The sequence below is a fragment of the Enterobacter cloacae complex sp. S3 genome (assembly GCF_014930495.1).
Lineage (GTDB): Bacteria > Pseudomonadota > Gammaproteobacteria > Enterobacterales > Enterobacteriaceae > Enterobacter > Enterobacter asburiae_B.
This window is the reverse complement of record NZ_JADBRD010000016.1, coordinates 181,737-196,029: the sequence shown is the minus strand read 5'-3', so window position 1 is coordinate 196,029 and position 14,293 is coordinate 181,737. Positions and strand designations below refer to the sequence as shown.

Below are 14,293 nucleotides of genomic sequence, written 5' to 3'. Positions count from 1 at the left end.
ACCGCCGCCCGATACTGAATTGCAGACACAAAAAAGGCCGCACTCGCGGCCCTTTTATTCTCATGTACTCAATGGACGTGAACGCCCAACCGCCAGGCAAAATAGATCTCTTCTTTCAGTTCATTCGAAGAGAGCGCCAGCAAATCTGTAAATTCCAGCTCAAGCTGTTTCAGCTTTTTCAGGTACTGCGCCGGAGACAGGTTGCTCTTATCGCGACGTAAATATTCAATTGCCAGCTGTGTTGGGGTTATTTCAGTATCCATGATGTCCTCGCTTATGTACAAAACCTGACCAGTATATCACAACGGACTGGCTAGTTTTTGACCAAAGGCAAAACATCTGAAAACTTTACACAACCGCCGTGGTCAGCCGCGACGAGCAGCACAGGCGATCCTGCTCATCGAGAATATCTATCTGCCATACCTGATGGCGGCTTCCGGCGTGCAGCGCGCGGCAAACACCGCGCACGCGCCCGCTGCGCACCGAGCGTATGTGGTTAGCATTCACCTCGAGTCCAACAACCTTCTGCTCCCCTTCGGTACAGAGATAGCCCGCCACCGAGCCCAGCGTTTCGGCCAGCACGACGGAGGCCCCGCCATGCAATAAACCAAACGGCTGGTGGGTGCGACTATCGACCGGCATGGTGGCCTCAATCTCATCGTCGCCAATGCGGATGAACTGGATATCCAGCAGCCCCACCATATTCCCCTCGCCCATGGCGTTCAGCGCCTGCAGCGTCACGGCACGTTTCCAGATCATCCAATTATCTCCAGTAAAGCCTGCAATGGGTGACGCACACCGTTACCTTCTACCCGTTTTACCTGGCTGCGACAGGAGTAGCCCGTCGCCAGACAGCGGTTTCGCGGCAAACGCTGCATCGCCTGATGCCAGGACAGCTCATAGATGCCGAGCGAGTTGGCGTGGTTTTTCACTTCGTGTCCGTAGGTTCCGGCCATCCCGCAGCAGCCTACGTTGACGCTCTCCAGCTTCGCACCAAAGCGGGCAAAAACGGACGCCCACTGCGCGGGGGCACCCGGCAGCGCGGTCACTTCCGTGCAGTGGCCGAACAGATACCACGGTTCACCGCTGACATCCTGAACGGCTTTATCTGCCAGCGCCACCGGAAGCCACTCGTGCACCAGCATGACGTTGAAATCACCGCGCTTATCGCCCAGCGTCTGCTTGTATTCATCGCGATAGCAAAGCACCAGCGCCGGATCAACACCGACCATCGGTATCCCGAGTTGCGCCACGCGGTTTAAGAAGTCAGACGTTTTCTGCGCGGTCTTCGCAAATCGGTTCAGGAAACCCTTAATGTGCTGCGCCTTGCCGTTGGGAGAGAACGGCAGCACAACCGGCTGGTAGCCCACTTTCTCCGCCAGACGGACAAAATCGGCCACGACCTGCGCATCGTAGTAGCTAGTGAACGGATCCTGCACCACCAGCACCATACTGGCTTTTTGCTCCGGAGCGAGCGCCTCCAGCTGTTCCAGGGTCATGTTCGCCGAACGGTGACCGACGAGCTGGCGCTGCAGAGACGGGACCGACAGCAGCGGCAGATCGACCATGCCGATGTGTTTTTCGGAGAGCTTGCGCACCAGCGGCTGGTTGATAAAGAAGTTGAAGGTCTTTGGCGCACGCGCCATCAGCGGCGCGTAGCTTTCCACCGTCGCCACCAGATGGTCGCGCACCGGGCGGAGGTATCGGGTGTGGTAAAGCTGCAGGAAACGCGAGCGGAATTCCGGCACGTCGATTTTAATCGGGCACTGGGTGGAGCAGGCTTTACAGGCCAGACAGCCGGACATCGCCTCTTTCACCTCGTGGGAGAAATCATACTCGCCCTTGTTGGCATGCCAGCTGTTGCGGGTGCGCTCAATCAGCGAGCGCAGGCTGGCCCGTTTTTCCGGCAGCTCCTGCTCCAGCTTGAGCGGATCCACCCCGCGGTCGGCCAGCAGACGCAGCCACTCGCGCACAAGCGTCGCCCGCCCTTTCGGCGAGTGAATACGGTTGCTGGTGATTTTCATCGACGGGCACATCGGGCTTTTCACATCAAAGTTAAAGCACAGGCCATTGCCGTTGCACTCCATCGCGCCGCGCCAGGACGAGCGCACCGCAATAGGGATCTGCCTGTCGTACGTGCCGCGCTTGACGGCATCCACCTGCAGCATCGGGGCATCAACACCCTCAGGCGGGCAGATTTTACCCGGGTTAAGGCGGTTATGCGGGTCGAAAGCCGCTTTCACCTTACGCAACTCCGCGTAGAGCTGTTCGCCGAAGAATGCCGGGCTGTACTCCGCGCGGAACCCTTTCCCGTGCTCCCCCCACAGCAGGCCGCCGTATTTGGCGGTTAAGGCCACCACGTCGTCGGAGATCTGCTTCATCAGGATCTCCTGCTGCGGGTCGCACATGTCCAGCGCCGGACGCACGTGCAGTACCCCGGCGTCGACGTGGCCGAACATGCCATAGCTCAGGCCGTGGCTGTCCAGCAGGGCGCGAAACTCCACGATGTAATCCGCCAGATGCTCGGGCGGCACGCAGGTATCTTCGGCAAAGGGAATGGGCTTCGCCGCCCCTTTCGCATTGCCGAGCAGGCCCACGGCTTTTTTACGCATCGCATAGATACGCTCAATCCCGGCCAGATCGTTACAGAGCTGCCAGCCGATCACGCCGCCTTCACCCTGCGCAATCAGCTCGTCCAGACGCTGGCAGAGCGTGGTGACCTGACGCTCAATCAGCTCCGCATCATCGCCGGCAAATTCCACGATATTAAGACCGAGCATCTCTTTGTCCGGCACGTCGGTAATGAGGTCGCTTACGGAGTGCCAGACAATATCTTCCCGGGCAAGATTGAGCACCTTAGAGTCGACGGTCTCCACCGACAGCGCCTGCGCTTGCACCATAAACGGCGCATTGCGCAGCGCGGAGTCGAAGGAGTCATATTTGACGTTCACCAGACGGCGCACTTTCGGCAACCGGGTGATATCCAGCCGCGCTTCGGTAATAAACGCCAGCGTCCCTTCGGAGCCGGTCAGCACGCGGGTTAAATCAAACTGGGTCAGGTCATCGTTAAAGACGTGTCGCAGATCGTACCCGGTCAGGAAGCGGTTCAGTTTGGGGAATTTATCGAGAATAAGCTGGCGGTTGTCGCGGCAGCGTTCCAGCACGGTGCGATAGATGCGTCCGCTGGCGGTGTTGTCTTTGCCCAGCGTTTCCGCCAGTTCAACCGGCATCGGCTGGGTATCGAGGATGTCGCCGCCCAGCAGCACCGCACGCACGCCCAGCACGTGATCGGAAGTTTTACCGTAGACCAGCGAGCCCTGCCCGGAGGCATCCGTGTTAATCATCCCGCCAAGGGTGGCGCGGTTGCTGGTGGAAAGCTCAGGGGCAAAAAAGTAGCCGTACGGCTTGAGATACTGATTAAGCTGATCTTTGATGACGCCCGCTTCGACCCGCACCCACCCCTCTTCCGGGTTGATCTCAATGATGCGGTTCATATAGCGCGACATATCAACAATGATGCCCTGGTTCAGCGCCTGACCGTTGGTTCCGGTGCCGCCGCCGCGCGGCGTGAAGACCAGCGAGGCAAACCGCTCCTGCGTGGCCAGCCGGGCGATAAGCGCGACGTCGGCCGTTGAACGGGGGAAAACCACGGCATCGGGAAGAAGCTGGTAGATACTGTTATCGGTCGCCATCGTCAGCCTGTCGGCATAGTTCGTGGCGGTATCACCTGTAAAACCCTGTTGCTCCAGTGCCTGCAAAAAATTAAGCACCAGCTGAACGACGCCAGGTGCCTGAGAAATCTGTGGGATCATGACTGTCGACCCTAATTAGAGTTGTATGAAATCGTTTGCGTGTATCTTAAAAGTTTTATCACATTTTTTTCTTATAATCTCTGCTGAATTACAGGCAGAATTCGCCTGTTAAAAACCGCTGAGATCATTAATGATTAAAGAGACGCGGTTTTCCGTTCCCGCCAGTCTTACTGGCGTTCTTTTAAGGAAAGTTTCATTTATGGTCAATCTTCGCCAGCCCAGGGATGTTGCGCAAATTTTGCTGTCGGTGCTGTTTCTGGCCCTCATGATTATTGCGTGTCTGTGGATTGTTCAACCCTTTATTCTCGGCTTTGCGTGGGCAGCGACCGTTGTCGTGGCCACGTGGCCTTTGCTGCTGCGCTTGCAGAAGCTGCTGTTCGGCCGTCGCGGGCTCGCCGTGCTGGTCATGACGCTCCTGCTGTTCCTGCTGTTTATCATTCCGATTGCCCTGCTGGTAAATAGCCTGGTGGATTCGAGTGGCCCGGTTATTCGCGCCATTAGCAGCGGCGACCTGACGCTGCCGGATCTCGCCTGGCTGAACAGCATTCCGCTGGTGGGCGCCAAACTCTACAGCGGCTGGCATAGCCTGCTGGAGATGGGCGGCAGCGCGCTGATGGCAAAAGTCCGCCCGTATATTGGCACCACCACCACCTGGTTTGTCGGGCAAGCGGCGCATATCGGCCGCTTTATGATGCACTGTACCCTGATGCTGCTCTTCAGCGCCCTGCTCTACTGGCGCGGCGAGCAGGTGGCTTTAGGCGTTCGTCACTTTGCCACCCGCCTGGCGGGCAAACGCGGTGACGCAGCGGTGCTGCTGGCCGCGCAGGCCGTGCGCGCGGTTGCGCTGGGCGTGGTGGTCACCGCGCTGGTGCAGGCGGTGCTGGGCGGGATCGGTCTGGCGATTTCCGGCGTACCGTACGCCACCGTGTTCACCGTGGTCATGCTGATGACCTGTCTTGCGCAACTGGGACCTCTGCTGGTGCTGGTTCCCAGCATTATCTGGCTCTACTGGACGGGCGATACCACGTGGGGAACAGTGCTGCTGGTCTGGAGCTGCGTGGTCGGCACCATGGATAACGTGATTCGTCCGATCCTCATTCGCATGGGTGCAGACCTGCCGCTGATCCTGATCCTCTCCGGGGTCATTGGCGGATTGATTGCCTTTGGCATGATTGGCCTGTTCATCGGCCCGGTGCTGCTCGCCGTCACCTGGCGTCTGTTCTCTGCCTGGGTGCATGAAATTCCGCCGCCGGGAACTGACCCGGACGTGATTTTGAGCGAACTGGAAGAGCTGGAAGAGAAGAACACGCATTAAGGTATGCTGCCGGGTGGCGTTAACGCTCACCCGGCCTACACTTTCCCGCATGATACTTAAACACTGCTAAAGTATTTATTCGTTGCTCACTGGTCAGACCCGCCTTTTCAGCAATAAGTCTGCTAATAACCTCAAGAATTCTTTACGTCTCTTTAACTATTGAGACGAATCCGATCGACGCTAAATAACACAATGCCTACTATTAGCACACGGTTATAAATCAACACCTTGATTTATAAGCATGGAAATCCCCTGAGTGAAACAACGAATTGCTGTGTGTAGTCTTTGCCCATCTCCCACGATGGGCTTTTTTTTATTCTGACTACGCGCGTTGAACCTCACAGGTACTGAGCATCCGCCACTCAGCCGGCAACACCCGCGTTTCCCCTGTCGCATTGACCATCACCGTCTCGCGGATATCCGCCGACGATGCGCCAACCTGCAGCTCAAACTCGCCCGGCTCGACGATGCGTTTTCCGTCGCGACGGGTGAAGTTGAACATCTCAACCGGCAGCGTGAAGGTGAGCGTGGCGGTTTCTCCCGGCGAGAGCGTGACGCGCTGGAAGGCCTTCAGCTCCTGAAGCGGCCGCACCTGCGTGGCGACCTTATCCCTGACGTAAACCTGCACCACCTCGCTGCCGCTGCGCTCTCCGGTATTGGTGATATCCACGCTCAGCCTCACCTCACCGTCGACCGGTACGCTGCTTTCAGCGACGCGGACAGCGCCCCAGCTAAACGTCGTCCAGCCGAGGCCGAAGCCAAACGGGTAACGTGAGCCGAAATGGAACGCAAACGGCGTGCCGCCGCTTTTGAGCTTGTGATTGTAGTAATACGGCATCGCACCGGCGCTTTTCGGTACGCTCACCACCAGACGACCCTGCGGCTCCGCACGCCCGGTTAACACGTCCGCAATCGCCCAGCCCCCTTCCTGCCCCGGCGCCCAGGCCATCATCAGCGCCGCGACCTTATCTTCCAGACCCTGCAGGTTGTATGGACGCCCCCCGGTCATCACCACAATCACCGGTTTACCGGTGGCGACCAGCGCTTCCAGCAGCTGTTGCTGCACGCCCGGCAGGTTCAGGGAATCGGTATCGGAACCTTCCCCCACGGTACCGCTCTGGAACAGCCCGGCGAGATCGCCCACGCAGGCCACCACCACGTCACTCTCCTGCGCGGCGTTCACGGCCTCGGGGATCGGGGCGGTACTTTGCGATACGGGCGACTGCTGCATCGGTTTGCCGCCGCTGTCGCCAGGGAAGACCGGCGCGCCCGCCATCCGTTTTTCGATGATGTGGCACCCTTTGGCATAGCGGACGTTCGATGCACCGAGATACTGCTCCAGCGCCGCGCGCGGGGTCGTGACCTGCGAGGTCTCTTCCACCATATCGCTGATGATCAAATGCACCGGGAAGCTGTAGCCGCTGAGTAACGCCAGCGGATCGTCTGCCGTCGGCCCCACTACCGCCACGCGGGGTTTGCCCCCGAGCGGTAAAATGCCGTTGTTTTCCAGCAGCGTGATCGATTTCGTCGCCACCTCCCGCGCGGCCTGGCGGGTCATATCGTTTTGCAGATCGATACCGTTTTCATCCGCGTACGGCTTTTCAAACAGGCCAAGGCGGAATTTTTCCGTCAGCGTACGCGCCACGATCTCGTCGACCTTCGCCATAGAGATCAGCCCGCGCTCTACCGCTTCCGCCAGATGCCGCGCGCAGTCGTCTTTCGGCAGCTCAACGTCCAGCCCGGCGTTGAACGCCAGCGCAGCAGATTCGGCCGCATCGTGGGAAATCCCATGGTGCTGGTGCAGCAGGCTTACGCCGCCGTAGTCCGCGACAATAATCCCGTCGAACCCCCACTGCTCTCGCAGGACGGTGGTCAACAGGAAGCTGTCGCTGTGCCCCGGCTGGTTATCAATATCGTGGTACGCGGGCATCACCGAACCGGCGTTTGCCAGCTTGACCGCCATTTCGAACGGCAGCAGGAAGGTGTCGTTCAGCTCGCTGAACCCCAGGTGGACCGGCGCATGGTTGCGCGCTCCTTCGCTGAACGAATGCCCCACGTAATGCTTGAGCGTCGCCAGCAGATCGCGCTTATCGCCCTGTAAGCCCTTCACGTAGGCGGTCGCCATTACGCCCACCAGCCAGGGATCCTCCCCGAAGGTCTCTTCCGTTCGCCCCCAGCGCACGTCGCGGGATACGTCCAGCACCGGTGCCAGCCCCTGCTGGCAGCCGACGGAGCGCGCCTCTTTGCCAATCTGCTCTGCCGCCCGCTGCACCAGCTCCGGATCCCAGGTCGAACCGTAGTTCAATGACGACGGGAACAGGGTGGCGTCTTTGCACAGCAGCCCCACCAGACACTCTTCATGGAACAGCGCCGGGATGCCGAGCCGCGTCTCTTCCATCATCATGCGCTGCAGGCGGTTCGCCGCGCGCACGCCGGTCTTCGCGTCAACGATGTGGGTGCCCAGCGGCCGCGTGATCTGCCCGACGCCGAGCTTCAGCCGTTCGCTGAGCGCAGCCTGCTCGCTCACGCCGGCGAATTCGTCACTCAGATCGCTGCGCTCGCGGTGGTTACCGTTTTCATCGAGGATCAGCCAGTACGCGTGCATCTGGGCGAACTTCTCTTCCGGGGTCATGCGCGCCAGTAAATCGGCGACGCGCTCGTGCACGGGACGTCCCGCGTCCTTATAGATAGTCGTCATGTTTTACTCCTGTAGTGCGGAAGGGGTTGCCGGGCGAAGCTGCCCCGCTTCGGGTCTGACTTCACGCTTGCTGGCCAGCTCCCGGGCGATGGAATCCACCAGCCGGCTGTTGAGTTTGTAGATAGCAAGCAGCGCGACCATGCAGAGGAACAGCGCGCAAGGGATAAGGGTGAACAGCGCGTTGATGGTCGAGAGAACGCCTGGCGCCTGGGTTGCCTGGCCCGGGGCGTAATCCACCATGCCAAGCACCCAGCCGACGACCGCCCCACCCAGCGCCAGGCCAAACTTGATGGCAAACAGCGCGGTGGAGAAGACCAGCCCGTCCAGACGACGACCGCTGCGGTGCTCTTCGTAGTCGACCACATCGGAGAACATGGTCCACTGCAGCGGCGTGGTGAGGTTTTGAATAAAGCTAAAGACGATGTTAAGGCCAAAGATTAGCCACACCTGTGAAGGTGGCAGGAAGAAAATCAGCGCGCCGAAGATAACGAAGGAGATAATCGTCCACTGGTAGGCGCGCACGCGGTCAAATTTCCCCAGCAGCCGTTCAGATAATAATGCGCCGCTTAAGGAGGCCACCATGCCGGAAACAATAAAGGCAAAAACCAGATCCGGGCGCAGCAGCACATAGTTCACGTAATACATGGTGGCGGAACCGCGCGTCACCACCGCCGTTAACAGCAAAATATTAAACAGAAACACAATCCGCCACTGGCTGTTCCCGGCCAGCAGTTTTAAATCGGTGAGCATGGAGCCGGAGGTATCATTGCGCGGAGAATAACGCTCGCGGGTCATCAGGAAACAGCAGAAGAACAGCACAATTCCCAGCAGCCCCATCAGGCTCATGGCATAGAAATAGCCTTTCTGCACGTTGCCCTGGCCTAACAGTGAGACCAGCGGCAGGGCAATAACCGTCACGATCAGCCCGCCGATAAACGACAGGCCAAAGCGCCACGACTGCAGAGAATGACGCTCGCGCGGGTCCAGCGTCAGCGCGCCGGGCATGGCGCAGTAAGGCACGTTAATCGCGGAGTAAATCAGACTTAAAATCGCGTAGGTCACGCAGGCGTAAACGATTTTTGCCGTCGGCCCAACGTCCGGCACATAGAAGGTAATGAGGCAGCTCACGCCAAACGGGATAGCAAACCACAGCAGCCAGGGACGGAAACGTCCGTGACGCGTCCGGGTGCGGTCAACCAGTGCGCCAATGCACGGATCGACAAACGCATCGACCACGCGCACCACTAAAAACATGGTGCCCATAATCGCGGCGGGCAGCCCAAATACGTCTGTATAAAAATAAGCGAGAAATAAGGTTGCCGTTTGCCAGACCAGCGCACTGGCCATATCGCCTAAGCCATAACCTATTTTATCTTTGGTACGCAATACAGAGGAGAGTGTCATTGTTATTTGCCTTTTTATCAGGTTAAAACGTATTTCAACCAGTTGCGCATCTTCTTAAGGGAAATGCGCAGTAAGGCTCAAGTATTAGCAACGGTTTGCGCGCTAACAATTGTCTAAATTGACAGACAAATTATGATATTTGGTTTTTTACTTTATTTGTGATGGGGAGCAAATAAGAAATGAAATAAAAAAGGCGAGGAATAATATCCTCGCCTTTTCGGGTCAGCGTGGCGTTACTTGTTCAGTTCCGCCAGGCTCAGCCAGGTTTGCACCACGGTGTCCGGGTTCAGGGACAGGCTATCGATCCCCTCTTCCATCAGCCATGCGGCAAAGTCTTCATGGTCGGATGGACCCTGACCGCAGATCCCAACGTATTTACCCTGCTTCTTCGCCGCGCGGATGGACATGGAGAGCAGCGCTTTTACCGCCTCGTTGCGCTCGTCGAACAGCTCGGAGACCACGCCGGAGTCGCGGTCCAGACCCAGCGTCAGCTGCGTCATGTCGTTCGAGCCGATAGAGAAGCCGTCGAAGTGCTCCAGGAACTGCTCGGCAAGCAGGGCGTTGGACGGGATTTCGCACATCATGATGATCTTCAGCCCGTTCTCGCCGCGCTTCAGACCCTGACGCGCCAGCTCGTCCACCACCGCTTTCGCCTGATCCACGGTACGCACGAACGGGATCATGATTTCAACGTTGGTCAGTCCCATGTCGTTGCGCACGCGTTTCACCGCCTCACACTCCAGCGCGAAGCAGTCGCGGAAGCTGTCGGACACGTAGCGTCCGGCCCCGCGGAAGCCCAGCATCGGGTTCTCTTCTTCCGGCTCGTAGCGCTCGCCGCCGACCAGGTTGGCGTATTCGTTAGACTTAAAGTCAGACAGACGCACGATCACGCGTTTTGGATAGAAGGCAGCGCCCAGCGTCGCGATCCCTTCGGTCAGACGGCCGACGTAGAACTCTTTCGGTGAGTCGTAGCCTTTCATCATCTCGCGGATTTCGTTCTGCAGCTTCGGATCCTGGTCGTCAAACTCCAGCAGCGCGCGCGGGTGAACGCCGATCATACGGTTGATGATAAATTCCAGACGCGCCAGGCCAACGCCTTCGTTCGGCAGGCAGGCGAAGTCAAACGCGCGGTCCGGGTTGCCGACGTTCATCATGATCTTCAGCGGCAGGTCCGGCATGGTATCCACGCTTGAGCTCTTCACGCTGAAGTCGAGGATATCGGCGTAGACGTAGCCGGTATCGCCTTCGGCACAGGAGACGGTCACGTTCTGCCCGTCCTTCATGCGTTCGGTGGCGTCACCGCAGCCGACAACCGCGGGAATGCCCAGCTCGCGGGCAATGATCGCCGCGTGGCAGGTACGACCGCCGCGGTTGGTGACGATAGCCGCCGCTTTCTTCATGATCGGTTCCCAGTCCGGGTCGGTCATGTCGGTCACCAGCACGTCGCCTGGCTCAATACGGTTCATCTCGCTGATGTCGTGGATCACTTTGACCGGACCGGCACCGATGCGGTGACCGATGGCGCGGCCTTCCGCCACGATTTTACCCTGCGCGTGCAGCGTATAACGCTCCATCACCTGACCGCGAGAGCGGACGGTTTCCGGACGCGCCTGCACGATAAACAGCTTGCCGGTGTTCCCGTCTTTTGCCCATTCGATGTCCATCGGACGGCCGTAGTGTTTTTCGATCTGCACCGCCTGCTTCGCCAGTTCCTGCACTTCGGCGTCGGTCAGGGAGAAGCGGTCGCGCTGCTCCTGCGGTACATCTTCAATTTTAACCTGCTTGCCATGCTCCTGGGTCGGGGCATAGATCATGCGGATTTTTTTCGAGCCCATGGTGCGGCGCACCACCGCCGGACGGCCAGCGGCCAGCGTAGGCTTGTGGACGTAGAATTCGTCAGGGTTTACCGCGCCCTGCACAACCATCTCACCCAGACCCCACGCGGAGGTGATAAACACCACCTGGTCGAAGCCGGATTCGGTATCAATGGAGAACATCACGCCGGATGAGCCCACGTCCGAGCGCACCATGCGCTGCACGCCAGCGGAGAGCGCCACGCCGCGATGGTCGTAGCCCTGGTGCACGCGATAGGAGATGGCGCGATCGTTGAACAGGGAAGCAAACACGTGCTTCACCGCCACCAGCACCGCATCGTAACCCTGGACGTTCAGGAAGGTTTCCTGCTGCCCGGCAAACGAGGCGTCCGGCATATCTTCTGCGGTCGCAGAGGAACGTACGGCAAAGGAGGCCTGCGCATCGTCAGCAGAGAGCTGGTTGTACGCGTCGTGAATGGCTTTTTCCAGTTCCGGCTGGAAAGGTGTGTCGATGATCCACTGGCGGATCTGCGCCCCGGCTTTGGCAAGCTCGGTTACGTCATCAATATCCGTTTTATCCAGCAGGTCGTAAATGCGCTGGTTAACACCGCTCTGGTCTAAAAACAGGTTAAAGGCATCGGCGGTGGTGGCAAACCCGTTCGGTACGGAGACACCCATACCTGACAGATTTGTAATCATTTCACCCAGGGAGGCATTTTTGCCCCCAACTCTGTCTACATCATTCATGCCGAGTTGGTTATACCAAAGCACCAGCGGTGACGAGCCATTGTTGGACATCGAAACAATCCTTTTGTGATATTTGATCGGAGTAAGTAACACCTGACTACGTATTTATACTGGCATATTTATTTCCGCTAAAAAAACGGTGAATCGTGTAAGCAATTTAAAATTTCAACTTTTCGGATACTTTCCCATCAACGATTAACCCGATGATTCCTCTATATTCAGCCAGAAACCCCAAAAATAAAGTCGCTATTTGAAAAATGAAATCCACTTTTCAGGAAAATCAAAAACAGTGTTTCATTCATAATTAGGATAAGTTCTTTGCTGTGTAATTTACTTTTTTAATTTATGCTTTCAGACAATTAGGTCTGATATTCAGGGTGAGTAAAATGGATAGTGCTGTCGATCGCCACGTTTTTTATATTTCTGATGGTACGGCGATCACCGCCGAGGTGCTGGGCCACGCGGTGATGTCGCAGTTTCCCGTCTCGATTAACAGCATCACGCTGCCGTTTGTCGAAAACGAGAGCCGCGCTAAAGCGGTGAAGGACCAGATTGACGCCATCTACCAGCAGACCGGCGTCCGCCCGCTGGTGTTCTACTCTATCGTGATCCCTGAAATTCGCTCCATCATTCTGCAAAGTGAAGGCTTCTGCCAGGATATCGTGCAGGCGCTGGTGGCGCCGCTGCAGAGCGAGCTTAAGCTCGACCCGACCCCGATTGCCCACCGAACCCACGGGCTGAACCCCGGCAACCTGACCAAGTACGACGCGCGTATCGCCGCTATCGACTACACCCTGGCCCACGACGACGGTATTTCGCTGCGAAATCTCGACCAGGCGCAGGTGATCCTGCTTGGCGTGTCGCGCTGCGGCAAAACCCCGACCAGCCTTTATCTGGCGATGCAGTTTGGCATTCGCGCCGCAAACTACCCGTTTATCGCCGACGATATGGATAACCTGGTGCTGCCCGCCGCCCTTAAGCCGCTGCAGCACAAGCTGTTCGGCCTGACGATCAACCCTGAACGCCTTGCGGCCATCCGCGAGGAGCGTCGCGAGAACAGCCGCTACGCCTCCATGCGCCAGTGCCGGATGGAGGTCTCCGAAGTGGAAGCGCTGTACCGTAAAAACCAGATCCCGTGGCTGAACAGCACCAACTATTCGGTTGAAGAAATTGCCACCAAAATTCTCGACATCATGGGGCTTAATCGCCGCATGTACTAATATGCTAGTACATTAGCTCAGATTCAGGTATCATCACCTGCAACCACGGGGCGGTGTCGCCCCGAACTTGAAATCAGCAGGGATTGGTTTAAGGTGATGCCCATCACTTCCCGGTAGTCTGCCGATGAAGCAAAAATTTTCTGAGACATTCCATGAATAAAACCGATGAACTCCGCACTGCGCGCATTGACAGCCTGGTCACGCCGGCTGAACTGGCACAGCGGCATCCCGTTTCCGCCGCCGTCGCGGAACATGTGACGGCCTCCCGCCGCCGCATTGAAAAAATCCTGAACGGTGAAGACAAACGTCTTCTGGTGGTCATTGGGCCTTGCTCCATCCACGATCTGGATGCCGCGATGGATTATGCAAAACGACTCCAGGGACTGCGGGATAAGTACCAGCATCGCCTTGAGATCGTGATGCGCACCTACTTTGAAAAACCGCGCACCGTGGTGGGCTGGAAAGGCCTGATTTCCGATCCTGACCTCAACGGCAGCTATCGCGTTAACCACGGCATCGAGCTGGCGCGGAAGCTGCTTTTACAGGTCAACGAGCTGGGCGTTCCGACGGCGACCGAGTTTCTCGATATGGTGACCGGGCAGTTTATCGCCGATCTGATCAGCTGGGGCGCGATTGGCGCGCGCACTACCGAAAGCCAGATCCACCGTGAGATGGCCTCTGCCCTCTCCTGCCCGGTCGGCTTTAAAAACGGGACCGACGGCAACACCCGTATCGCGGTTGATGCCATCCGCGCTGCCCGTGCCAGCCACATGTTCCTGTCGCCGGACAAGAGTGGTCATATGACCATCTACCAGACCAGCGGTAACCCTTACGGGCATATCATTATGCGCGGCGGGAAGAAACCCAATTACCATGCCCAGGATATTGCGGCGGCCTGCGAAACGCTGGCCGAGTTCGACCTGCCGGAACATCTGGTGGTGGATTTCAGCCACGGCAACTGCCAGAAGCAGCATCGCCGCCAGCTGGACGTCTGCGATGAGATCTGTCAGCAGATCCGCAGCGGCTCGACTGCCGTTGCAGGGATTATGGCTGAGAGCTTTATCAAAGAAGGCACGCAGAAAATCGTTGCCGGACAGCAGATGGTTTACGGCCAGTCGATCACCGACCCGTGCCTGAGCTGGGAAGACAGCGAACTGCTGCTGGAAAAGCTGGCAGCTGCGGTAGATTCTCGCTTCTGATGTTATTGTCGGGTGGCGCTGCGCTTACCCGACCTACGATTGTGCCCTTCTCCCTCTCCCTGTGGGAGAGGGTCGGAGTGAGGG

Annotated in this window: 9 protein-coding genes and 1 other RNA gene; 4 read left to right on the top strand and 6 right to left on the bottom strand. The window is 57.9% G+C overall.

The features are described from left to right. Positions 1–68: 68 nt before the first annotated feature. The 3 genes from IM317_RS09575 to IM317_RS09565 all read right to left on the bottom strand — a co-directional run bounded on the left by IM317_RS09575 (position 69) and on the right by IM317_RS09565 (position 3,812). Positions 69–263: a YdiH family protein gene (locus tag IM317_RS09575; protein ID WP_003857766.1), complete on the bottom strand. Its 195-nt coding sequence runs from the start codon at positions 261–263 to the stop codon at positions 69–71. Between the two features lie 85 nt (positions 264–348). Continuing rightward, positions 349–759, bottom strand: a complete 411-nt coding sequence (menI, locus tag IM317_RS09570; protein ID WP_023311321.1) for a 1,4-dihydroxy-2-naphthoyl-CoA hydrolase — start codon at positions 757–759, stop codon at positions 349–351. After that, positions 756–3,812, bottom strand: a complete 3,057-nt coding sequence (locus tag IM317_RS09565; RefSeq protein WP_033145296.1) for an FAD-binding and (Fe-S)-binding domain-containing protein — start codon at positions 3,810–3,812, stop codon at positions 756–758. The genes menI and IM317_RS09565 overlap by 4 nt, the downstream gene beginning before the upstream one ends. Before the next feature lie 199 nt (positions 3,813–4,011). Between IM317_RS09565 and ydiK the strand changes: the two genes are divergently transcribed. Further along, the gene (gene ydiK, locus IM317_RS09560) at positions 4,012–5,127 is read left to right on the top strand and encodes an AI-2E family transporter YdiK (RefSeq protein ID WP_033145295.1); all 1,116 of its coding nucleotides are present in this window, start codon (positions 4,012–4,014) and stop codon (positions 5,125–5,127) included. Between the two features lie 209 nt (positions 5,128–5,336). Next, positions 5,337–5,444, top strand: an RNA gene (rprA, locus tag IM317_RS09555) — antisense sRNA RprA. 5 nt (positions 5,445–5,449) lie between these two features. Here rprA and IM317_RS09550 read toward each other — a convergent pair. The 3 genes from IM317_RS09550 to ppsA all read right to left on the bottom strand — a co-directional run bounded on the left by IM317_RS09550 (position 5,450) and on the right by ppsA (position 11,841). Further along, complete coding sequence (locus IM317_RS09550; RefSeq protein WP_033145294.1) at positions 5,450–7,825, bottom strand: glycoside hydrolase family 3 N-terminal domain-containing protein; 2,376 nt, start codon at positions 7,823–7,825, stop codon at positions 5,450–5,452. A 3-nt stretch (positions 7,826–7,828) separates the two neighbouring features. Beyond that, positions 7,829–9,229: an MFS transporter gene (locus tag IM317_RS09545; protein WP_033145293.1), complete on the bottom strand. Its 1,401-nt coding sequence runs from the start codon at positions 9,227–9,229 to the stop codon at positions 7,829–7,831. Positions 9,230–9,462: 233 nt separating this feature from the next. Beyond that, positions 9,463–11,841, bottom strand: coding sequence for a phosphoenolpyruvate synthase (gene ppsA, locus IM317_RS09540; RefSeq protein WP_023311316.1), 2,379 nt, complete (start codon positions 11,839–11,841; stop codon positions 9,463–9,465). A 335-nt stretch (positions 11,842–12,176) separates the two neighbouring features. On the opposite strand from ppsA, the gene IM317_RS09535 reads away from it, so the two are divergent. After that, a complete protein-coding gene (locus tag IM317_RS09535) occupies positions 12,177–13,010 on the top strand; it encodes a pyruvate, water dikinase regulatory protein (protein WP_023311315.1) in 834 nt (277 codons plus the stop codon). Positions 13,011–13,162: 152 nt separating this feature from the next. Then, entirely contained in the window at positions 13,163–14,209 is a 1,047-nt protein-coding gene (gene aroH, locus IM317_RS09530; RefSeq protein ID WP_033145292.1) for a 3-deoxy-7-phosphoheptulonate synthase AroH, read from the top strand. The last annotated feature ends 84 nt before the right edge of the window (positions 14,210–14,293 follow it).